Origin of the sequence: Novosphingobium sp. MMS21-SN21R (assembly GCF_031846015.1) — a bacterium.
Lineage (GTDB): Bacteria > Pseudomonadota > Alphaproteobacteria > Sphingomonadales > Sphingomonadaceae > Novosphingobium.
The window spans coordinates 1,851,709-1,874,481 of the sequence record NZ_JAVRDU010000001.1 but is presented as its reverse complement, the minus strand read 5'-3'; the positions used below and the strand labels follow the sequence as shown (position 1 = coordinate 1,874,481).

At 61.8% G+C, this 22,773-nt stretch carries 18 protein-coding genes; 12 read left to right on the top strand and 6 right to left on the bottom strand.

The genetic code is table 11. The features are described from left to right. Positions 1–106: 106 nt before the first annotated feature. The 4 genes from RM192_RS09060 to RM192_RS09045 all read left to right on the top strand — a co-directional run bounded on the left by RM192_RS09060 (position 107) and on the right by RM192_RS09045 (position 6,945). On the top strand, positions 107–2,617 hold the full coding sequence (locus RM192_RS09060; protein ID WP_311507209.1) for a TonB-dependent receptor domain-containing protein: 2,511 nt from the start codon (positions 107–109) through the stop codon (positions 2,615–2,617). Positions 2,618–2,742: 125 nt separating this feature from the next. Then, positions 2,743–4,245 carry a tryptophan halogenase family protein gene (locus RM192_RS09055; RefSeq protein ID WP_311507208.1) on the top strand — a complete coding sequence of 501 codons (1,503 nt, stop codon included), beginning with the start codon at positions 2,743–2,745 and terminating at the stop codon, positions 4,243–4,245. Then, entirely contained in the window at positions 4,245–5,618 is a 1,374-nt protein-coding gene (locus tag RM192_RS09050) for a putative 2OG-Fe(II) oxygenase (RefSeq protein ID WP_311507207.1), read from the top strand. The genes RM192_RS09055 and RM192_RS09050 overlap by 1 nt, the downstream gene beginning before the upstream one ends. 1 nt (position 5,619) lies before the next feature. Then, complete coding sequence (locus RM192_RS09045; RefSeq protein ID WP_311507206.1) at positions 5,620–6,945, top strand: glycoside hydrolase family 32 protein; 1,326 nt, start codon at positions 5,620–5,622, stop codon at positions 6,943–6,945. Here RM192_RS09045 and RM192_RS09040 read toward each other — a convergent pair. The 4 genes from RM192_RS09040 to RM192_RS09025 form a co-directional block, all read right to left on the bottom strand. Beyond that, on the bottom strand, positions 6,924–7,829 hold the full coding sequence (locus tag RM192_RS09040; protein ID WP_311507205.1) for an ROK family protein: 906 nt from the start codon (positions 7,827–7,829) through the stop codon (positions 6,924–6,926). The genes RM192_RS09045 and RM192_RS09040 overlap by 22 nt on opposite strands. Then, positions 7,826–9,307: an MFS transporter gene (locus RM192_RS09035; protein WP_311507204.1), complete on the bottom strand. Its 1,482-nt coding sequence runs from the start codon at positions 9,305–9,307 to the stop codon at positions 7,826–7,828. Before RM192_RS09035 ends, RM192_RS09040 begins: the two co-directional genes overlap by 4 nt. Before the next feature lie 131 nt (positions 9,308–9,438). After that, entirely contained in the window at positions 9,439–10,473 is a 1,035-nt protein-coding gene (locus RM192_RS09030) for a LacI family DNA-binding transcriptional regulator (protein WP_311507203.1), read from the bottom strand. A 71-nt stretch (positions 10,474–10,544) separates the two neighbouring features. After that, on the bottom strand, positions 10,545–10,847 hold the full coding sequence (locus tag RM192_RS09025; protein ID WP_311507202.1) for a hypothetical protein: 303 nt from the start codon (positions 10,845–10,847) through the stop codon (positions 10,545–10,547). On the opposite strand from RM192_RS09025, the gene RM192_RS09020 reads away from it, so the two are divergent. From RM192_RS09020 to RM192_RS08985, 8 genes are all read left to right on the top strand, one after another. After that, positions 10,834–12,468 carry an alpha-amylase family glycosyl hydrolase gene (locus tag RM192_RS09020; RefSeq protein ID WP_311507201.1) on the top strand — a complete coding sequence of 545 codons (1,635 nt, stop codon included), beginning with the start codon at positions 10,834–10,836 and terminating at the stop codon, positions 12,466–12,468. The genes RM192_RS09025 and RM192_RS09020 overlap by 14 nt on opposite strands. After that, positions 12,468–14,528: a glycoside hydrolase family 97 protein gene (locus tag RM192_RS09015; protein ID WP_311507200.1), complete on the top strand. Its 2,061-nt coding sequence runs from the start codon at positions 12,468–12,470 to the stop codon at positions 14,526–14,528. The genes RM192_RS09020 and RM192_RS09015 overlap by 1 nt, the downstream gene beginning before the upstream one ends. A gap of 201 nt (positions 14,529–14,729) precedes the next feature. Next, entirely contained in the window at positions 14,730–16,178 is a 1,449-nt protein-coding gene (gene zwf, locus RM192_RS09010; RefSeq protein ID WP_311507199.1) for a glucose-6-phosphate dehydrogenase, read from the top strand. Beyond that, complete coding sequence (locus RM192_RS09005; RefSeq protein ID WP_311507198.1) at positions 16,171–16,797, top strand: 6-phosphogluconolactonase; 627 nt, start codon at positions 16,171–16,173, stop codon at positions 16,795–16,797. Before zwf ends, RM192_RS09005 begins: the two co-directional genes overlap by 8 nt. Next, positions 16,794–18,617, top strand: coding sequence for a phosphogluconate dehydratase (edd, locus tag RM192_RS09000; RefSeq protein WP_311507197.1), 1,824 nt, complete (start codon positions 16,794–16,796; stop codon positions 18,615–18,617). The genes RM192_RS09005 and edd overlap by 4 nt, the downstream gene beginning before the upstream one ends. 34 nt (positions 18,618–18,651) lie before the next feature. Continuing rightward, positions 18,652–19,620, top strand: a complete 969-nt coding sequence (locus RM192_RS08995) for a glucokinase (RefSeq protein ID WP_311507196.1) — start codon at positions 18,652–18,654, stop codon at positions 19,618–19,620. 174 nt (positions 19,621–19,794) lie between these two features. Next, the gene (locus tag RM192_RS08990) at positions 19,795–20,577 is read left to right on the top strand and encodes an enoyl-CoA hydratase-related protein (protein ID WP_311507195.1); all 783 of its coding nucleotides are present in this window, start codon (positions 19,795–19,797) and stop codon (positions 20,575–20,577) included. Positions 20,578–20,615: 38 nt separating this feature from the next. Continuing rightward, positions 20,616–21,065, top strand: coding sequence for a DUF488 domain-containing protein (locus RM192_RS08985; RefSeq protein ID WP_311507194.1), 450 nt, complete (start codon positions 20,616–20,618; stop codon positions 21,063–21,065). Here RM192_RS08985 and aroB read toward each other — a convergent pair. Both aroB and RM192_RS08975 read right to left on the bottom strand, forming a co-directional pair. Further along, positions 21,062–22,171 (bottom strand): 3-dehydroquinate synthase, encoded by a 1,110-nt coding sequence (gene aroB, locus RM192_RS08980; RefSeq protein ID WP_311507193.1) that lies wholly within the window; start codon positions 22,169–22,171, stop codon positions 21,062–21,064. The two genes, RM192_RS08985 and aroB, sit on opposite strands and share 4 nt — an antisense overlap. Beyond that, positions 22,162–22,743, bottom strand: a complete 582-nt coding sequence (locus RM192_RS08975) for a shikimate kinase (RefSeq protein WP_311507192.1) — start codon at positions 22,741–22,743, stop codon at positions 22,162–22,164. The genes aroB and RM192_RS08975 overlap by 10 nt, the downstream gene beginning before the upstream one ends. Positions 22,744–22,773 lie beyond the last annotated feature (30 nt).

Below are 22,773 nucleotides of genomic sequence, written 5' to 3'. Positions count from 1 at the left end.
CTGCAATCGATTGTGAATCGTATTGCAAACGATTGCAGTCAGGTCTATTCGGCGACTGACCGATTCCTGCAATTCAAACGCAGGAGCTTCTTGGTGGGAGGATTTTATGAAGCTGACACCCCTGCATACTTGCGTTTCGTTTATCGCGCTTTCGAGCGCATTTCTGGTTTCGCCTGCACTGGCGCAAGATGCGGCCCAGGCTGAGAGCGCGGAAGCTGCTCCGGAATCCGTTGGCCTTGACGCGATCGTGGTCACTGCATCTGGACGCGACAAGACGCAGCTGAACTCATCTGTGTCGGTGAGTTCAATCTCAGCCGAAACGATCCAGAGCCTCAAGCCCAGCTCGGAAGCTGAAGTTTTCCGCACCATCCCGGGCATTCAGGTGGCCGGCACCTCCGGCCCTGGTGGTAACTCTAACATCGCCGTGCGCGGTCTTCCGGTGGCAACAGGTGGTTCGCCGTTCGTACAGATCCAGGAAGATGGCCTGCCGACCGTCCTGTTCGGCGACATCCAGTTCGGTAACAACGACTACTGGACCCGCTTCGACTCGTCGGTTGCCAACATCGAAGGTGTTCGCGGCGGTTCAGCCACGACGTTCGCCTCGCAGGCACCGGGCGCGGTCATCAACTACATCAGCCACACCGGCAAGCAGGAAGGCGGCTTCGTCTCGGTCGGCAAAGGCTTGGGCTATGACGAAACCCGCGTCGATTTCCGCTACGGCGGCTCGATCAACGACACCACCTATTTCCATGTCGGTGGCTACTTCAAGAACGGCCGCGGGCCGCTCCACGCCGATTACACCGTGTCGGATTCGATCCAGGTCAAGGGCAACCTCACCAAGGAATTCGACGGCGGCAAGGGCTTCTTCCGCCTGAACTTCAAGTATGCCGACACGCAGGAGCCGAATTACACCGGCGCGCCCGCACTCGCTACCATTTCAGGCAAGAACGTCGGCAACATCCGCCCCTATCCGGGCTTCGATGGCCGGGACAGCTCGAACTACTCGATCTACAATCAGGATTTCCTGATCTATAACCGCGACGGCAATCTCGAGCGCGTGAAGATGGACGGGATCACCACCAACGCCAAGGCGTTCGGCGGCCAGCTTCATTATGAATTCGACGGTGGCATCACGGTCGACAACAACGCCCGCTACACCAAGATGAGCGGCGGTTTCGCCTCGCCGTTCCTCAACACCGCGCCCACCTCGAGCGTTCTTGGCTCGACCGTGAACGGCAAGACCGTGGCCGCAATCCGTTATGCCAGCGGCCTGAAGGCAGGTGAGCTGTTCACTGACGCCTACCTCGACAACAACGTGAACGTCCGCACCAACATCCGCGACATCGGCAGCTTCGCCAACGACCTGACTCTGGCCGGAAAGTACGAGTTCGGCGCAGGCAAGGTCACCGCGCGTGCTGGTGTGTTCTACATGAACCAGAAGATCGCGATGGACTGGCATGTGAACAAGTCGCTGCGCGAACTGAGCGGCGAAAATCCTTCGCAGCTCGACCTTTTCGATAGCGCGGGCAACAAGCTGACCCAGGCGGGCACCTCGGGCTACAACAACAACTGGGGCAATTGCTGCGCCCGCGACTATGACCTGTCCTATGCCAACACTGCGCCATACATCTCGCTCGATCTCGATCATGACATGTTCGGCGTCGACGGTTCGGTGCGCTTCGAGCGGGTCAAGGCCAGCGGTTATGCGATTGCCGGTGGTTCGGAGTTCAACATCGTCAGCAATGGCGTAACGATCCCGACGATCACCTCGAACGGCGTCCGCGAGCAGCTGAACTACACTCGCAGCTACACGTCGTACACGTTCGGCGGGCTGTTCAAGGTTTCGCCCAACGTTTCGATCTTCGCCCGCACGTCACGCGGTGGCCGCTTCAACGGTGACCGCCAGACTCTGGGTGGCAAGATCCGCGACGACGGCGCGCTTTGCACCTCGGGCGATATCGGCTCGAACGGCTGCACAGCCGATGGCATCACGCCTTCGGTTGACTTCGTCAAGCAGCACGAACTCGGCATCAAGAGCCGTGGCGATCTGCTCGGTGGCCGCTTCACCATGGAACTGACCTTGCTCAAGGGCAGCTTCAAGCAGTCGACCTTCGAACTGTCTGCCACGAAGTGCCCCGGTGGCGCAGGTGGCTGCGTGATCGACGCCAAGTACAAGTCGAGCGGTGCGGAGTTCTTCGGCACCTATCGCAACGGCGGCTTCAGCCTGGTCGGTAACGCAACCTACTCGAAGGCGAAGAAGCAGGGCGCTGGCGCTGCGAACTTCGTCCGCGCAGATGGCATCCCCGACCTGATCTACACCGTGTCGGCCAACTACGACATCGGCGAGATGGCAACGGTGGGCATGGCTGTGACCGGTCAGACCAGCGCGATCGACAGCAACGGCTTCCAATATCCGGGCAAGGCGATCTTCAACCCATCGCTGCGCATCTATCCGATCAAGAACCTCGAACTTGGCCTGCAGGTTTACAACCTGTTCGACACGTTCGATCTGCGCGGCAATGGCGGTATCGCTGACGCGGCGGCAAATCCTGTCGTGATCGGTGGCGCGCCTGCACTGGGCCGCACCTTCTCGGGTTCGGTTCGCTACAACTTCTGATCCCTAACGCCCCCCTGGTCGCATGAGGGGCGATGAACTGGAGGGCGGTTACGCGTGAAGCGTTGCCGCCCTTCCGTTCCACTATCATTAGGGTCTATCGGGTTACGCGTGAGGAGAGGCGTTGCATGACCAGGTCCGACCAGATGATCCGTTCGGTGGCCGTGATCGGCGGTGGCACTGCCGGTTGGATGACGGCCGCTGCGTTGGCGCAGGCGCTGCGCCACGATTGCAAGATCACGTTGGTTGAATCCGAAGAGATCGGCACTGTCGGAGTTGGCGAGGCCACGATCCCGCCAATCCGCACCTTCAACGAAACGCTCCAGATCGACGAGCGCGAATTCATCCGCGCGACCAAGGGCACGTTCAAGCTTGGCATTGAATTTGTCGACTGGGCGAAACTTGGCAACCGATACTTCCACCCGTTCGGCCCCTATGGCCGCGCGTTCGATATCGTGAATCTGCACCAGTACTGGCTGCGGGCGAGGGAAGAGGGTGAAACCGCACCGCTCGATGATCATGCCATGGCCTGGGCTCTGGCCAAGCAGAACCGCTTCGCGCCGCCATCGCTGGATCAACGCAATGTGCTTTCGACGTTTGATTACGCCTATCATTTTGACGCAGGTCTCTATGCGCGGTTTCTGCGCACATATTCCGAGGCCAAGGGTGTCACGCGGGTCGAGGGCAAGGTCGCCAGCGTTCAGCAACATGCCGAAACCGGGTTCGTCACCGGAGTAACCCTTGAGGGCGGTCGGCAGGTCGAGGGCGAGCTGTTCATAGATTGCTCGGGCTTTCGCGGATTGCTGATCGAAGGCGCGCTGAAGGCGGGGTACGAGGACTGGACTCACTGGTTGCCCTGCGACCGGGCGATGGCGGTTCCATGCGAGAACGCTTATCCGCTCACGCCTTACACTCGCTCCACCGCGCGTGAGGCGGGCTGGCAATGGCGCATTCCGTTGCAGCATCGGACCGGCAACGGATATGTCTATTGCAGCCATTTCCTGTCGGACGACGAAGCGGCTGAAAAGCTGCTTTCAAGGCTCGACGGCAAGGCTCTCGGCGATCCGCGCCCACTGCGCTTCGTCACCGGTCGGCGCAAGTCATTCTGGGAAAAGAACGTTGTCGCGGTCGGGCTGTCGAGCGGGTTCATGGAGCCGCTGGAATCGACCTCGATCCATTTGATTCAGGCGGGCATATCCAAGCTGCTGGCGCTGTTCCCCGACCGCACATTCGATCCGCTGGTGATCGAGGAATACAACCGCATAGCTACGGGCGAATACGAGCGCATCAGGGACTTCCTGATCCTGCATTACAAGTTGACCGAGCGCGACGATTCCGAACTGTGGCGTTACTGTGCGCGCATGAGCATCCCTGATACGCTCGAAACCAAGATCGAGCATTTCCGCCGCTATGGCAGGCTGGTGCAACGCGATGCCGACCTGTTCGGCCCGCCGTCTTGGTTGGCGGTGCACGTCGGGCAAGGCAACATGCCGGAGCGTACCGATCCGCTTGCCGATTATCGCGGCGTGGATGGGCGCCAATGGCTAGGCAAGCTGCGCGCTGCGATGGTGCACGCTGCCTCACAGCAGCCGACGCATGAGGACTTCATCACTGCGCACTGCAAGGCGTGATGGCGGACGCGGCGGCCTTGCTGCAGCGCGCCATCGCCTTGCGTGAAGTGCAGGATCTGGGCGGAGCGCTTGAGGCTATTGGCGCAGCGGCGCGTGTGGCCCCAAACGACCCCAACACCGCCCTCGGTCTTGCTCAGATTTCGTTCGAAGCGGGCATGGACGCAGCAGACCTCTATGCACATGCAGCAGACCTTTCACCGCAGCGCATCGATTTGCAGCGCAGCAGGGCAACGGCACTTGCGGCAGAGGGTAGGCAGGCAGAGGGAGAGGCCCTGCTCGACGCGATCCTCGCCGCAACTCCTGGCTGGATCGACGGGCATCGCTGCCTTTGCGGAATGCGAGCTACGGCAGGCGATACAGACTTCGCGCGCAGCTTCATCACCGCGGTCGAACGTGATCCCGGCAATTTCGGCCTGCGCATGGCGTGGTTTCATGTCCTCGCCACCGCCCGCCAGTGGGAGGAGGCGCGTGACGTCATCGCCGATGCAGAAGCGCATCTTGGAGAGCGTCAGGCCTCGCTGCTGGGCAAGCTTTTCATCGCCAGCGAAAGTGGCGCAGGTGCTGAAGATCCCGCGTTGTTCGATGGGGTGGAGCAAGTCCAGGACGTTGGCCTCGACCTCGCCCGCGTTCGGCACTTCCTGCGTGGCGGGCAGGTAGAGCGAGCACGGGACGTCTGCCTGAAGCACGCAGGCAAGCCCGCCATGCGCGCTTTCTGGGCCTACCTCTCGTTGGCGTGGCGGCTGTTAGGCGATGACCGCGCCAATTGGCTCGACGTGGGCATGCGCGATGTGCGCAGCTACGATCTGCATTTCAGCGCGGCCGAACTGGCAGACCTTGCCGCAACTCTACGGCGCCTGCACACAATGCAGCAGCCTTGGCACGAACAGTCGGTGCGAGGCGGCACGCAGACGGAACGCCCGTTGCTGCTGCGCATCGATCCGGTGATCGCGGGTGCTCGCACCAAGATCGAAAACGCGGTGCGGACATATATTGACGAGTTGCCCGCAGCCGATCCCGCTCACCCCTTGCTTGCCGCGCCGCGCGGAGCTTTCCTGTTCGCCGGAAGCTGGTCGGTGCGGTTGCGGCCCGGTGGTTTTCACAGCGTCCACACCCATCCGTTGGGATGGATCAGCTCCGCGTTTTACGTGACGGTTCCGGAGCCGGACCTACTCGGCCCGCAGCCGGCCGGGCACCTGCAATTCGGCGCGCCTCCGCCAGAACTGAATCTGCCGCTTGAGTCTTATGGACTCGTCGTTCCCAAGCCGGGCAGGCTTGCGCTTTTCCCCTCGACCATGTGGCATGGCACCGTTCCATTCACCGATGGCGAGCGCATGACCATCGCATTTGACGTCATTCCTTCAACGAGATTCTGAGATGCGTCCACGCTATCACTATGCTCCCGCCGCCAACTGGCTGAGCGACCCCAATGGCCTCGTCTGGCATGACGGGGAATGGCATATGTTCTACCAGTACAATCCATTCGGCGAGGAATGGGGCCATATGTCATGGGGCCACTCGGTCAGCCACGATCTGACGCAGTGGCAGGAACTCCCCGTCGCGCTGGCCGAGGCAGACAATACGATGATCTTCTCGGGCTCTGCCGTGATCGATCACGCCAATACCGCCGGCTTTGGCCGCGGGGTGATGATTGCGATCTATACGGGCGCCCGCACCGACCGCCCGCGCCAGGCTCAGTGCATCGCAGCAAGCGCAGACCGGGGACGAACTTTCACAAAATATGCTGGCAACCCTGTGCTCGACCGGCAAATGGCAGATTTCCGCGATCCCAGCGTGTTCTGGCATGAGCCGACCCGGCAATGGATCATGGCAGTCGTGCTGTCGGACGAAAACCGCGCACTGATCTACAGTTCGCCTGATCTTATCATCTGGACCGAACGGTCCGAAGTCCCGACCGGTGGTGCGGAGGGGCATCTGTGGGAATGCCCATATCTTGTCGAACTGCCGGTGGAGGGCACTGGCGAGACGCGCTGGCTGTTCAAGGTCGATGTGTTTTCAGGGGCTCCAGGTTCTGGCGCGTTGTACCGCGTCGGAACGTTCGACGGCACGCGGTTCGTTCCGGAAACGCCGTGGCAGCTCGCGGATCATGGCAATGAATTCTACGCCGCGATAGGCTGGCAGAACCCCCGCGATAACGCGGGTAGGCCTGCGTGGCTGGGCTGGATGGGCAATCACCACGTGCAGAAGCACTTGCCCCTTCAAGGCTGGCGCGGAGCGATGAGCCTGCCCCGGCGCATGGGTTTGCGCCGCGCGGTGGGAGGCTACAACCTCGTGCAAACGATCGAACCAACCTGCCGGGCGCTGTTCGGAACGCCGGAGCACATTATCCTTGGCGACGGATGCCACCCACTGCCTGCTGCGGCATTGCTGCTCGTCGATACCCAGAACGACTGGATGTTTACGCTTTTCGACGATGCGGGAAGATCACTGCGCTGTACGCTGAAGGCAGCCACGCTCTCGGTCACCCGCACCGACCCGGTCACGCGTGAACTTGATCTGACCAGAACGATGCCAATCACCGGCGATGGTCCTGCCGAAGTGTGGCTCGACAGCGGCAGCATCGAAGTTTTTGCCGATCGCGGTGCTGCCTGCCTCACCCTGCAACATCGCCTCGCCGGAGAAGCCTGGGCCTTGCGCGGCACTGGCGAAATGCAGGTCGCCTATCCCCGCGCCAAGGCCTGACGCCCAAGCTCGATCGCGCCGGTAATGCCCGCGTCGTCGCCAAGCCCCGGCGTGACGATATAGCGCTCGAGCCCGTCATCGAGCCGGGGGTGGCTGACATAACCGTTGAGTTGCGCGCTGGTGGCCGTGCGCACCGCTTCGATCAGTCCGGGCGCCTTCATCACGCCGCCGCCGAAGATCAACCGATCAGGCATGTGGAGCAAGACAAGCGTTGATGCCAGGTGAGCAAGGTAGTCCGCGATCATTGCAACCGCACCCGGCTCGCTCGCCAGCCTGTCGAGGCTGCGGCCCCATCGCCGTTCGATGGCCGGGCCGCTGGCGAGGCCTTCGAGGCAATTGCCGTGATAGGGGCAAATGCCGGGGAACGGGTCAGCGGCATGGTTCTGCGGCGGCACGATATGGCCGCTCTCGAAGTGCGAGATGCCCATCAACGAATGCCCGTTACGGACGACGCCTGTGCCCACGCCGGTACCAATGGTTGTATAGGCCAGCGTGCGGCACCCTTGTCCCGCGCCCGACATCCATTCACCGATTGCTGCGCCGTTGACGTCGGTATCGACCTTGATCGGCACGCTGAAGCTTGCAAGCGCATCATGGAAACGCGCGCCCGACCACCCGGCCTTGGGTGTGGTCGTGAATGTGCCATAGGCGGGCGATGCCGGATCAATGTCGATCGGGCCGAAGCTGGCAACGCCAAAGGCCGCAATCGGGCCGTGAAGTTCTGAGGTTTCCGCGAAGAAGTCCTGCATCGCGGGCCATGTTTCTGTAGGCGTGTTGGTGGGTATCCGCGTCCGCGCCAGAATCTCGCCGTCCTGTGTGGTCAGCGCCAGCACGAATTTCGTGCCGCCTGCTTCAACCGCGCCGATCAAACCTTGCCTGCTCATTGCGTCTTGTCCTTGTCAGCTTCTCGTACGAGCAACATCGCAGCGGCAGCAAACGCCATCATCAGCGCGCCGACGAGCATCGTCCACTTCGGCTCGCCGGGAAAGAAGCTGCGCATGATGCCGCCCATCAATGTTGCAACGACCAGTTGCGGTATAACGATGAAAAAGTTGAAAATTCCGATGTAAATGCCGAACTTCCACGGGGGCAGGGTGCGCGTCAGGATGACATAGGGCATCGACAGCACCGAGGCCCATGTGATGCCGATCCCCACCATAGGGAGCAACAGCAGGTAAGGATCCCGGATCAACAGAAGCCCGACAAAGCCCCCCGCGCCAAACAGAAGCGCGACGGCATGCGTTGCGACGTTGCCAATGCGCTTTGCCGCCCACGGCAGAACGAATGCGGTGACGGCGGCGACCGCATTGTAGAACGCGAACAGCACGCCCACCCAGTCCGCACCCTCGTTATAGGCAAACCCGCTGCTGTCGGTCGCACCGAAGACTTGCGCAGTCACCACCGGCGTCGTGTAGATCCACACGATAAAGAACCCGATCCACGTGAAGAACTGGGCGACGGCCAGTTGCTTCATCTGCACCGGCATAAGCGCAAGGTCGCTGACGATGCGGGCGAGGGCACCCTTGGCCTGCACCGCTCTGACGCCGAGCTGCATCAGGCCAAAGGCTGCCAACGCCGCGCCGAGAACGTAAAGTTGCTTGTCGAGGCCGAGACATGGCACTGCGAAGAGCAGGATAATTCCGATGCTAAGCCAGACCGCACCGGTGCGAGGATAGACCAGCGGATCAAGCTCAACTGTTTCGTCGGCCGGGCTGCGCCCTTCGAACGCGGCCAATTCGTGCGGGCTGTATTCGCGCACCCGCACCACTGTCCAGGCAACCGTGAATACAATTGCTGCTGCGCCGAGGTAGAAGCTGTAGCGAACCGACGGCGGAATACCGCCGTCAGCGGACACGTTGGCGATTCCGAGCCAATTGAACAACGTAGGCGCAAGGCTGCCAAGGACCGCCCCTGACGCAATGAACCATGTCTGCATAGCAAAGGCCTGCGCGCGTTGATCATCAGGAGTCATGTCGCCGGCAAAGGCGCGGAACGGCTCCATCGCGACGTTCAATGACGCATCGAGCATCCACAGAAACGCCGCCGCCAGCAGCAGATATCCGGCGTTGGGCATGCCGATCAGAGCCAAAGCAGCCAAGACCGCTCCAGCGAGAAAATAGGGGCGGCGGCGGCCGAGGCGTCCCCAGGTGCGGTCGGAGTGGTAGCCAATCAGCGGCTGCACGATCAGTCCGGTGACTGGTCCTGCGATCCACAGAAATGCGAGATCGTCGACATTGCCGCCGAGCGACTGGAAGATACGGCTGACATTCGCGTTCTGCAGCGCAAAAGCGAGCTGGATGCCGAAGTAGCCGAAGCTGATGTTCCACAGGCCCCAGAAGCCCTGCCGTGGTTTTGTGGTCATCGTTCCTCCCCTCCCGTCCGCGCAGCCGTCTGTTGCGGCCGTTACGAACGCGCGCTCACTTCATGCTCGTCGCAAAATCGCCGCCCTACTGCAATCGATGCGCATACGAATGACGGGCCGATCCGCCACATTCAGCCGCCGCTGCTGGCGCGAACGATAAGCCTTGCGGGAAGGATGCGTGGAACGGGGGGGCGTCCCTCGACCTGACTGAGCACGCTGTCGACCAACGCTTCGCCGGCAAGGCGGGTGTCCTGCATGACGGTCGTCAGCGGGGGGGTGGTCAGGCTGGCGGCGGGGATATCGTCAAAGCCGACGACTGCCACATCGCGCGGAACCGAAAGCCCCGCTTCGGCCAGCGCCCGCATCGCTCCGATGGCTATGAGGTCGCTACCGGCGAAGATGGCATCGAACGGCTTCCCGCGCGAGAGCAGTGATCGTGCCGCGTTGTAACCGATTTCCTCGGAAGAAACGGCATCGACGACAAGGTCACGATCTGGTTCAAGGCCCGCAGTAACGATGGCTTTGGCGAGACCGGCGTAGCGCTGCTGGAATTCCGGGTAGTGAGAATCCGCCTGACCCAGAAAGGCTATGGTCTTGCGACCGCGCGCGAGCAGGTGTTCACCCGCCAATCGTCCAGCGCCGAAATTGTCCGAACCGATCGTCGCACCGATCGTCGCCTCGTCCACCGAACCCCAGCGAACGAAATGGGTGCCGGATCGCATCAACTGGCGCAGGCGTGGTTCATAGTGCGTGTAATCGCCATAGCCAAGAAGGATCAGGCCGTCGGCGCGGTGGCTGTCCTGATAACGCTTGTGCCAGTCGTCATCCAGTTTCTGGAACGAAATGAGCAAGTCGAGCCCGCGGTTGGCGCAATGCCGAGTGATCGACCCGAGCATGGCGAGAAAGAACGGGTTGATGTTCGATTCGTCCGGCGTCGGATCTTCGAAAAACAGCAGTGCCAGCGTATTTGAACGTTGCGTGCGCAACGATGACGCGTTCTTGTCGACCGTATAGTTCAACTGGCTGGCGATCGCCTCGATCTTCTGGCGCGTGGCGAGGCTGACCGAACTGCTGCCACGCAAGGCGCGACTGACAGTGGGCTGCGAAACGCCTGCGAGATAGGCAATGTCGAAACTGGTCGGTTTATTGGATGGCTTGCGCCCCATGTCCGGTGATCTCCCATCGCCCGGTGTATCCCCTGGGTCGACATTTCCGGACTGTATGCGTGATCTGCGGCTCATGCAATTGCCTCTCTTTGTCCGCCCGAAACAGCTGTTTGCACCCGGTCACGCAGCACCGCACGCCACTGTTCGATGATGGCATACGTATGCCGGAAAAGGGAGTCGATTGGCCCTAGATTTGGTGAGAAGTCTTCAGGAATAGTCGGTTCCGGCTGAAATTTGACACAAGGCCATGCGACATTGGTTGCCTGATTGCCCGGCCAGTGCCTCCAGGCGTCTTGCCTGATCACCGGCTCTTTGGCAGCGCTGTGCCGGACGACGTTCTCTCGCCGGAAAAATGAACACATGAACGCATTCATCGCCGACCCCGCTACATTGTCGCTCGACCGCAAGGTGCCATGGTGGCGAGGGGCCGCAATTTATCAGATATACCCGCGCAGTTTCTGTGATTCCAACGGTGACGGGATTGGCGATCTGCCCGGAATCACCTCGCGGCTCGATCATGTCGCACGGCTTGGAGTGGATGCGATCTGGATATCGCCGTTCTTCACATCTCCGATGAAGGACTTCGGTTATGACGTCGCCGATTATTGCGACGTCGATCCGATCTTCGGCACATTGGCCGACTTCGATGCGCTGGTGAAGCGGGCGCACGAACTGGGCCTCAAGGTCACCATCGATCAGGTCTTTGCACATACCTCGGACGAACATGCGTGGTTTGTCGAAAGCCGGCAGGACCGTTCCAACCCCAAAGCGGACTGGTACGTCTGGGCTGATCCCAAGCCTGACGGTTCGCCGCCGTCAAACTGGCAATCGGTGTTCGGTGGCCCGGCCTGGACGTGGGACGCACGCCGCCGCCAGTATTACATGCACAATTTCCTCTCGAGCCAGCCGCAGATGAATGCGCACAACCCCGAGGTTCAGGACGCACTGCTGGGCGCGATGCGGTTCTGGCTTGATCGCGGCGTCGATGGATTCCGGCTCGATGCGCTCAACTTCCTGATGCATGACCCGGCCATGCGGGATAATCCGCCCGCCCCCGATGACGGCCGGCGCAAGACCCGTCCGTTCGACTTTCAGCTCAAGATCTACAACCAGTCACACCCCGACATCCTGCCATTTCTCGAGCGGGTGAGGGCACTGTGCAACGAGTATGGCGCAGTGTTTACTGTCGCCGAAGTTGGCGGCGATCTCGCTGAAACCGAAATGAAAACCTACACCGAAGGCGATAAGCGGCTCAACAGCGCCTACGGTTTCGACTTCCTTTATGCGCCCGAGCTCACACCCCGGTTCATCGAACAGGCGGTAGAGAAATGGCCGGATGAACCGGGCATGGGCTGGCCGAGCTGGGCGTTCGAGAACCATGATGCGCCGCGCGCACTGTCGCGTTGGTGTGCGCCTGAGGACAGCACGGCATTCGGGCGGCTCAAAGCCATGCTGTTTGCAAGTCTGCGCGGCAATATCATCGTCTATCAGGGCGAGGAACTGGGGCTGACCCAAGTCGATATCCCGTTCGAGCAGCTGCAGGACCCCGAGGCCATCGCCAACTGGCCGCTCACGCTGTCTCGCGACGGAGCGCGCACACCTATGCCATGGCAGGTGCAACTCAGCGAAGGCGGATTCACATCGGGCGCGCCATGGCTTCCGGTCGGTGAGGACAATCTTGGCCGCGCCGTTGACATGCAGGAAGCCGATCCCGGCTCGCTTCTCAACCTCACCGCCGAGCTTCTTCGCCTTCGCAAAACCCACGAGGCACTGCGGTTGGGTGACTTTACCGTCTTGATAGCAGACGTATGCCTACTTGTGGTCCGGCGCGTTTGCGGCAACCAATCGGTCGTGGGATTATTCAACTTGTCGTCCACTCCCGCGGCTTGGCCCGAAGGGCTGGTGCAGGACGGAACATTGATCGCGTCGGTCAACGGCGCATTCCCGGGACAGCTTCCGCCCTTTGGCGCAGTGCTGATCGAAGAGAGGATCTGATGCGTATCATTCCAGCTTTTGCAGCGCCGCTGGCGCTGACCCTTTCGTGCGCCTTCGTTTCAGGTGCCTTTGCGCAAGGATCGGGCACGCCTGTCACTGCTGCATCCCCCGATGGAAGCATCGTCGTCAGCGTCAGCGTAGATACTGACGGCCGCCCGACCTACACATTGACGCGAAAGGGCAAGTTGCTGGTCGGCGCCTCGTCGCTGGGGTTCATCGTGGCGGACGGACCGACGATGGTGCGCGGCAATCGCATCACCGGTTCTGAAACCGCAAGCGGGCAGCAAACCTGGGAGCAGCCCTGGGGCGAGCGCCGGTTCGTGAACGACAACCATAACGATCTGCTGGTGAAGTTCGAACAGGTGCCCGAATGGGGCAGCCGCCGCATGAACGTGCGCTTCCGCTTGTTCAACGACGGCTTTGGGCTGCGCTATGAACTGCCCGAGCAGCCCACCATGAAGACGATGAAAATCGCCGACGAGCTGACCGAGTTCGCGCTTACGCAGAACGGTACAGCATGGTGGATTCCGGGCGGCGAATGGAACCGTTACGAGCAGGTCTATCAGAAGTCTGCCATCGACGGCGTTTCAACCGCCCATACCCCGATCACGATGAAGCTGGAAGACGGGACACACCTTGCAATTCACGAGGCCGCGCTCGTCGATTACTCGGCGATGTGGCTGAAGCGGGTTACGGGCACGACATTCCGTTCGACACTATCGCCTTCGCCAAATGGTCCCAAGGTCGTGCGCGATTTGCCGTTCAAGACGCCGTGGCGGACGATCCGCATTGCCGACAGCGCCAAGGGGTTGGTCGAGAACGATCTAGAATTGAACCTCAACGAGCCAAACAAGCTGGGCGACGTGTCGTGGTTCAAGCCGATGAAATATATCGGTATCTGGTGGGGTATGATCCGCGGCGACTGGAGCTGGGCAGAAGGGCCGAAGCACGGTGCCACCACCGCGCGTACCAGGCAGTACATCGATTTCGCCGCAAAGAACGGTTTCGGCGGTGTGCTGGTCGAAGGCTGGGACAAGGGCTGGAACGGCAACTGGTTCGGCAACGGCAAGGAGTTCAGCTACACCCAGGCCACGCCCGACTTCGATCTGGAAGCGGTCACGAAGTACGCCGCGAAGAAGGGCGTCCAACTGATCGGCCATCACGAAACCGGCGGCAATATTGCCAATTATGAAGCGCAACTGGAAGACGCGATGAAGCTGTACGACAAGCTGGGCGTCCGCGCGGTGAAGACAGGTTACGTCGCAGATGCGGGCGGCATCCTTGCACCCGGCGATACGCCAGACACTTACCGCATGGAATATCACGACGGTCAGCGGCAGGTGCAGCATCACTTGAAGGTCGTCGAAACCGCCGCGCGCTATCACATCGCGATCAACGCGCATGAACCAGTCAAGGACACCGGCCTGCGCCGCACGTATCCGAACTGGATCGACCGCGAAGGCGCGCGGGGCATGGAATACAACGCCTGGGGCCAGTTCGCCAATGGGCCTGACCATGAGCCGACGCTGGTCTATACACGCATGCTGTCCGGGCCGATGGACTATACGCCGGGCATCCTCAGCCTTGAAGGGGCAAACAAGGTGCCGCTGGCCTCGACACTGGCCAAGCAGCTTGGGCTTTACCTCGCGCTTTATTCACCGATTCAGATGGCGGCTGATTTCATCGAGAATCTCGAGGCACACCCGAAAGAACTGGCGTTCATCAAACAGGTCCCGGCGGATTGGGCAGAAAGCCATCTGATTGCTGGCGAAGTGGGCGATTATGCGATCTTTGCTCGCAAGGACCGCAACAGCGAGGACTGGTACGTCGGCGGAGTCAACGATGCCACGGCGCGCAGTCTTTCGCTGACGCTCGAGTTCCTCGATCCCAGCAAGACCTATACTGCGACAATCTGGAAGGATGGCGAGGGCGCGACTTATGAAACCGACGCGCGCCACCGCATTGCTTACCAGACGCTCACGCTGAAGAAGGGCGATGTTCTGCCCGCGTGGCTGGCTCCGGGCGGCGGGCTTGCCGTCAGGCTTCACCCGGCAAAATGACGTTTGGCGCATAGCGGGATTGCGGTCGGCGATGGTGCGATGCACAACCATCGCCGACTAACCGTATTTGTACATGCGAGCGCATAGCTATCCTGCATACTTATGCGTGCTGTAAGGGCCGGAAAGAGGGTCTAGGGCATTGCCGAAAGGTGTCATGTCCGGCTCGCTTGCTGGTCTGAAACGCCAAGGGAGATTGCGTCGATGATCCAGTCCAGCTGTTCCGCGCTGCTATTGTTCGGTGCGACCGGTGACCTTTCTCGCCGCATGCTCCTCCCGTCGCTTTACGCGCTCCACGAAGACGAATTGATCCACCCGGACTTGCGGATCGTTGGAACCGCGCGTTCGGAACACGATGACGCGGGCTTTCGTGAATTCGCGCGAGAGGCCCTGGCCGAATTTCTGCCCGAGGACCGCCGCGACGAGGCGAAGCTGGCTTCGTTCCTTGAACGGCTGGAATACCAGACGCTCGACGCCTCGAACGTGGATGGCTTCGGCGATCTTGCCGCCAAGCTTGGCGATACCTCGTGCGGCCTGTCTATCTTCCTGTCGACCGCGCCTTTCCTGTTCGAGCCTACCATCGAAGGCCTGCGACGCGCCGGGCTGGCCCATGGCAATGTCCGCATCGGCCTCGAGAAGCCACTGGGCAACGATCTCGCATCATCCAACCGCATCAACAATGCAGTCGCCGCCGCTTTTGCCGAGGAACAGATCTTCCGGATCGATCATTACCTCGGCAAGGAAACGGTCCAGAACCTCATGGCGCTGCGCTTTGCCAACATGATGTTCGAACCGCTGTGGAATGCAGGCGGCATCGATCATGTGCAGATCACGGTCAGCGAGACGGTTGGGCTGGAAGGCCGCAAGGGCTTCTACGACGATACCGGCGCTCTGCGCGACATGGTTCAGAACCACATGCTCCAGTTGCTCGCGCTGACCGCGATGGAACCACCAGCCAGCCTCGACGCGACGTCGATCCGCGACGAAAAGGTCAAGGTCCTGCGCGCCTTGCGCCCCGTGAAGCCCGAGGAAATGGTGCGCGGTCAATACCGCACCGGCGCGGTGAAAGGCGCGGCAGTTACCGGGTATCAGGAAGACCTTGGCGCTACCTCCGACACCGAAACATTCGTCGCAATCAAGGCGCATGTCGATAACTGGCGCTGGACCGGCGTTCCGTTCTACTTGCGCACCGGCAAACGCCTGGCCGAGCGGCGCAGCGAGATCGTCGTCGAATTCAAACAGGTTCCCCACAATATCTTCTCGGACCGCGGTGGCCGGTTGCGCGCCAACCGCCTCGTCATCCGCTTGCAGCCCGAGGAATACGTACGCTTGCAGGTCATGGCCAAGGAGCCGGGCCTCGATCGCGGCGGGATCGTGCTGCGCGAGGTCAACCTCGACCTGTCGCTGACCACAGCCTTTGCCAAGGCTCGCCGCCGCATCGCTTACGAGCGCCTGCTGCTCGACCTGATCGAGGGCGAGCAGACGCTGTTCGTGCGCCGCGATGAAGTGGAGGCGCAGTGGCGCTGGGTCGATGGCATCCGCAAGGCCTGGGCTGATACCGGCATGGAGACCAAGCCTTACGCCGCCGGAAGCTGGGGTCCAAACGCCGGCATCGCGCTGACCGAGCGCGACGGGAGAAGCTGGAATGACTGATCTGGTGCCGGCGGTGGTAACTTGGGCCGATCCGGGTGATGCTGCCGCTGTGGCCGATCACATTGCTCGCGTCGTCTCGGCGCCGGGGCAGAAGCGTATCGCGTTCACCGGTGGATCAACGCCGATCAAGGTGCTGGCGCTGCTCAAGGATCGCCCGATCGACTGGGCGAGCGTGACAATTGCGCTGACTGACGACCGTCAGGTGCCGGACGATCACGCCGCCAGCAATTTCGGCAAGATCCACGGCGCTCTGGGCGCGTCCGGTGCTGCCTTCGAGCGGCTTGAGGAAGGTGCAGTGGTTGCGCCGTTCGATCTCGTGTGGCTGGGCATGGGCGAGGACGGGCACGTCGCCTCGCTGTTCCCTCACATGCACGCGCTGGTCCGCCCCGGCCCGACGGTGATCGCGACCACGCCGATCCCGCTGCCCCCCGAGGCACCATTCGACCGACTGACGCTTAACCACAAGGCGCTGAAGGCGACGAATGAGATCATCCTCGTCGTCACTGGCAAATCCAAGAAGGCGCTGATCGAGCGCGCGATGGCGGGGGATGATCGTTATCCCGTTGCCGACTTCCTGCGTGGCTATGGCCCGCCGGTCACGATTTACTGGAGCGAATGATGGCCCTTAACCCGACTGTAGAGCGCGTCACGCAGCGCATCATCGAACGGTCGCGCACCACGCGCGCGGCCTATCTCGATCTGGTCGAACGCTCACGCGATCACGGCCTCAACCGGCCGCAACTGTCTTGCGGCAATCTCGCCCACGGCTTCGCCGCGTCGGGTAACGACAAGGCGCTGATCAAGTCGGGCAAGGCGATGAACATCGGCATCGTCACCGCCTACAACGACATGCTTTCGGCGCATCAGCCCTATGCCCGCTACCCTGAGCAGATCAAGCTCTTCGCCCGCGAAGTCGGCGCGACGGCCCAGGTCGCAGGCGGCGTGCCCGCGATGTGTGACGGCGTGACGCAAGGGCAGGATTCGATGGAACTGTCGCTGTTCAGCCGCGACGTGATCGCGATGGCGGCAACCGTCGGCCTGTCCCACGCCATGTTCGAGGGCGCGCTGCTGCTGGGCATCTGCGACAAGATCGTGCCGGGGCTGTTGATTGGCTCGCTCCGTTTCGGGCACTTGCCGACGATCCTCGTGCCCGCAGGCCCGATGCCCACAGGCCTTCCCAACAAGGAAAAAGTGCGCATCCGCCAGCTCTATGCCGAGGGCAAGGTGGGGCGTGACGAACTGCTCGAAAGCGAAAGCGCCAGCTACCATTCAGCGGGCACCTGCACGTTCTATGGCACGGCCAACTCCAACCAGATGATGATGGAGATGATGGGCCTGCACATGCCCGGCTCCAGCTTTGTCCAGCCCGGAACCAAGCTGCGGCAGGAACTGACCCGTGCCGCCACGCACCGGATCACGCAGATCGGGTGGGACGGAGACGACTATCGTCCACTTGGGCACTGCGTCGATGAAAAGGCCATCGTCAACGCCATCGTTGGCCTGCTGGCTACCGGTGGATCGACCAACCACGTGATCCATCTGCCCGCAATTGCCCGTGCGGCGGGGGTGCAAATTGACTGGAACGACATGGACGACCTGTCCCGCGTCGTACCGCTGATCGCCAGCGTCTATCCCAACGGTTCGGGCGACGTAAACACCTTCGCGGCTGCGGGCGGCATGCCTTATGTGATCCGCGAATTGATCGGTTCGGGCCTTGCCCATGCCGACATCCGCACGGTCTACGGCGCTTCGCTTGCCGAAGGCGCGCAGCAGCCGGTCATGGATGGCGACGCCCTGCAATGGCACCCCACGCCCGAATTGTCAGCCGACGAAACGATGCTGCGCCCGGTCGCGGCTCCGTTCCAGCCCGAAGGCGGGTTTCGCCTGCTCAAGGGCAATCTCGGGCGCGGCACGATCAAGGTCAGCGCCGTCGATCCCTCGCGCTGGACGATTGAAGCACCGTGCCGCGTGTTCCATGCCCAAAACGATGTGCTCGCCGCGTTCAAGGCGGGTGAACTGGAGCGCGACGTCGTGGTCGTGGTGCGTTTCCAGGGACCGGGAGCGAACGGCATGCCCGAGTTGCACAAGCTGACGCCGCCGCTTGGCGTGTTGCAGGATCGCGGCTTCAAGGTCGCGCTGGTCACCGATGGTCGCATGTCGGGCGCATCGGGCAAAGTTCCGGCTGCCATTCACGTCTCACCCGAAGCCAAGCTTGGCGGACCACTGGCGAAGCTTCGCGATGGTGACGTCGTTCGCGTTTGCGCCGAAAGCGGCTCGCTCGAAGCGTTGGTGCCTGCCGAAGAATGGAGTGCGCGCGAAGAAGCCGTTGCATCCGACAACGCTGTCGGAGTAGGTCGCGAACTGTTCGCGCTGATGCGCCTCCATTCCGACCCCGCCGAACGAGGCGGTTCGGCGATGTTGGCTGCGGCGGGGCTTTGACGGGTTAGGCGCAATAGCGCTTATGGGGGACAGGATGCAGGTAGTTGCCGTCGACATTGGCGGGACCCACGCGCGCTTCGCTATTGCCGAAGTGGAGGATGGGCGTGTCGTATCGCTGGGAGAGGCCGTCACTCTGAAGACTGCCGAGCACGGTTCATTTCAGCTCGCCTGGGAAGAGTTCGGCCGGATGCGGGGCGGAGATCTGCCAAAGGCTGCAGCGATTGCCGTTGCTGGTCCTGTCGGCGGTGAAATCATCAAGTTCACCAATAACCCATGGATCATTCGCCCTGCCTTGATCCCGGAAAAGCTCGGTGCCGACTTGAACGTCGTGGTCAACGACTTCGCGGCGGTCGCACATGCCGTTGCGCAAGCCGATTGCGAGCATTTCGTGCATCTAAGCGGACCGGACGAGCATATTCCGGCGACCGGTGTCATCAGCGTCGTGGGGCCGGGCACCGGCCTCGGTGTTGCGCAGCTCTGGCGCGACGGGACAGGCTACCGCGTGCAACCGACCGAAGGCGGACATATCGACTATGCTCCGCTCGACACCATAGAGGACGCGATTCTGGCAGGCCTGCGCAAGCGTCATCGCCGTGTATCGGTGGAACGTGTTGTTGCTGGCCCCGGCATCGTCGATATCTACGAAGCGCTCGCTCTGATGGAGGGGCGGCCCTTCACGCCGCGTTCCGACCGTGAACTGTGGGAACTTGGCACGTCGGGAGAGGACAGCCTCGCTGCCGCTGCTGTGGACCGGTTCTGCCTTTCGCTTGGCAGTGTTGCTGGCGACCTTGCGCTTGCACACGGTGCCAACGGCGTTGTGATGGCGGGCGGCCTTGGCCTGCGGATCAAGGATACGCTCGTCCGTTCGGGTTTTGCTGACCGTTTCCAGGCGAAAGGCCGGTTCGAGGCGCTGATGGCGGCTATTCCAGTCAAGCTTATTACGCATCCGCAACCGGGTTTGTTTGGCGCTGCTGCGGCCTTTGCCCAGATGCACACCGCCTGATCAGGCCTGCCAACCTCTCCAAACAACGCATTGCCCGCGTTTGCGCGCGTGATAGTGCGCCGGGAGATTAAACGGGTGATGGATGGCGCCCACTTAATCGATCGGTTGAATATATCTGCTGGGCCGTTATGGCACCGAGACGCACACTCGCAGGCAGCGCAAGAGGGGTGATTCATGGAATTCGAGACCATTTTGGCCGAGCGTATCGGCAATGTCCTCAAGATCACCCTCAACCGACCCGAACGGCTCAACGCCTGCCCGCCGAACATGGCGCAGGACATTTCGAACGCACTGGGCGAGCGCGGTGACGCCCGCGCGATCCTGATTACCGGGCAAGGCCGGGCATTTTGCTCTGGCGCCGATCTCGCAGCCAAGGGCGAGCGCTCCATCGCGGGCGGTCTCGGAGCCTATTCTGCCCTGACGCAGGCCTACAATCCACTGATGTTGACGCTCGCCCGGTTGCCGTTGCCAGTGGTAACCGCCGTGAATGGCCCCGCTGCCGGAATTGGCTGTTCGATTGCGCTCGCAGGCGACTTCGTGCTCGCCGGGCGCAGCGCCTACTTCATGCAGGCTTTTGTGAACATCGGACTGGTGCCTGACGGTGGATCTTCGTGGATGCTGGCACGGCTCGTGGGCAAGGCGCGGGCCACCGAGATGATGATGCTGGGCGAGAAAATCGGCGCGGAAAAGGCCGAGAGATGGGGCCTGATCTACAAGGCCGTGGACGATGCCGTGCTTCAGGATGAGGCGCTTGCACTCGCCACCCGGCTCGCGAACGGGCCTACAGTTGCACTCGGCGTGATGCGCCAGAACCTCGCAAAGGCTCTGGAAGCTGAATATGCCAGTTCCCTGCAGATCGAAGCCGAAGGACAGTGGACGGCAGGCGATAGTGCAGATGCTGCCGAGGGCGGATCGTCGTTTCTGGAGAAGCGAAAACCGGTCTTCACTGGCAAGTAAGCTCTTGATTACCGGGCGATCATCGCCAGATTTCAGGCATGACCGCTCACACCATCTGGACCATCGGCTACGAGCAGGCAACCGTAGCCGGCGTCATGGCAAGCTTGCGTAGCGCGGGCGTAGAGGTCTTGGCCGACGTTCGCGCCCTACCGCTTTCACGCCGCCCCGGCTTCTCCAAGACTGCACTTGCGGCCAATGCCCGAGAAGCTGGCATCGATTATGTCCACTTCAAGGCGCTCGGCACCCCTGCGGAGGGTCGTGCAGCGGCGCGGCGCAACGATCATGCTACACTCGAACGCATCTACGCTGGGCAACTGGAACTGCCTGAAGCAATCGCATCCGGCGCCCGTCTGGCAGACCTTGCGACCGAGCGACGGGTAGCGCTGTTGTGCTATGAGCGGGAAGCCCATGGCTGCCACCGCACCTTGTTGCGGCAAGCGGTGTTGCCCGAATTCGAAGTTGTCGATCTCCTTCCGGAGGAGACTTAACCTCGCGCCAGTTCCTCGTCGAGGAAGCAGGCGATGTCACCGAGATCGACGTCCCTGGCGAGGAATGTCCCGCCGATCCCGCGCATCAGCAGGAAGGGCAGGGTGCCCCCGTCCATCTTCTTGTCGTGAAGCATGTGATCGGCCAGCTTGCGCCCGTCGCACGCCAAATCGAGCGCCTTGAGCGACGCAGGCAGTCCGACAGCACCGATGTGCGCGGCCACACGCTCAGCATCCTGCCCAAGCATGAGTCCCTGCCGCGCCGAGAACCGCGCAGCCAGCGCCATGCCGAGCGCCACGCCTTCGCCGTGCAGCAGCCGTTCGGTAAATCCGGTTTCAGCCTCAAGTGCATGGCCGAAGGTGTGTCCGAGGTTCAGCAACGCACGCACGCCCGCTGTCTCCTTTTCGTCCGCCGCCACGATGCGCGCCTTGGCGGCAACGCTATGTGCAATCGCGTATTCGCGTGCGGCACGGTCGCCCCCCAGCAGCTTGGCACCATTAACTTCGCACCATTCAAAGAACGGTGCGTCGTCAATCAATCCATACTTGACGACCTCGGCGTAGCCTGCGCGCACATCGCGCAAGGGCAGGGTGTCGAGTGCCAGAGGATCCGCAAGCACGAGCGCGGGCTGGTGGAATGCGCCGACAAGGTTCTTGCCCGCAGGAGTGTTGATCGCGGTCTTGCCGCCCACGCTGGAATCGACTTGTGCCAGCAGTGTCGTCGGGATCTGGATGAAGCCGCAGCCGCGCTTGACGATGGAAGCGGCAAAGCCCGTCAGGTCCCCGATAACACCGCCGCCAAGCGCCACGACATTGTCTTTGCGCTCGACTTCCTGCGACAGCAGCCAGTCGATCACGCGGGCGAGTTGTTCCCAGCTCTTGGTGCTTTCACCCGCAGGCAGGACCAGCCATTCGGAGCGCAGGCCGACCGCGTCGAACGAGGCAGCCACCACATCGCGCCACTGCGCCGCAACATTTTCGTCAGTGATGATCGCCACGTGGTCCTTGCGCACGAACGGGCGACATTGCTCCCCGGCGCGCGCCAACAAGCCGGCCTCGATGCGGACGTCATAGGGAGCGCCTGCGATGGCGACGGGGATCACAGCCATTGATCAATTGCCTTCAGAATCTTGCAGGCGGTAACCTGATGCGGTTGCACACCGCTGATCACATGGATTGGTGCCTGCGAATAGAAACTCTCGCGCTCGGTCTTCAGCCGCGTCAGGATTTCGCGCGGATTTCCGGTCCGCAGCAACGGCCGGTTGCTCTTGCGGCCTACACGCTCCATCAAGGTATCGACGTCACTATCGAGCCAGACCGCGATGCCTTTGTTCAGGATCAACGACCGGGTCGCAGGATCGACGAAGGCACCTCCGCCGGTGGACAGGATCTTGCGGTCGACATGCCTTCCTTCACCGATCAGACGGGCAATGACCCGCCGCTCACCATCGCGAAAATAGGGCTCTCCGTATGTCGAGAAGATTTCCGAGATGGGCATGTATGCGGCCTTCTCGATTTCCTCGTCAGCGTCGACAAAAGGGAGATGCAGCATCGTGGCAAGCTTGCGCCCGACCGTGGTCTTGCCCACGCCCATCATGCCCACCAGCACCACAGGCCGATCGATCCGGCGCGCGATGCGGCCGATTTCGGATGAGCTGAGCGGGCTTGCATCAAGTTCCATTGCCGCGCCGCCTATACTTGCGCTAGTGCC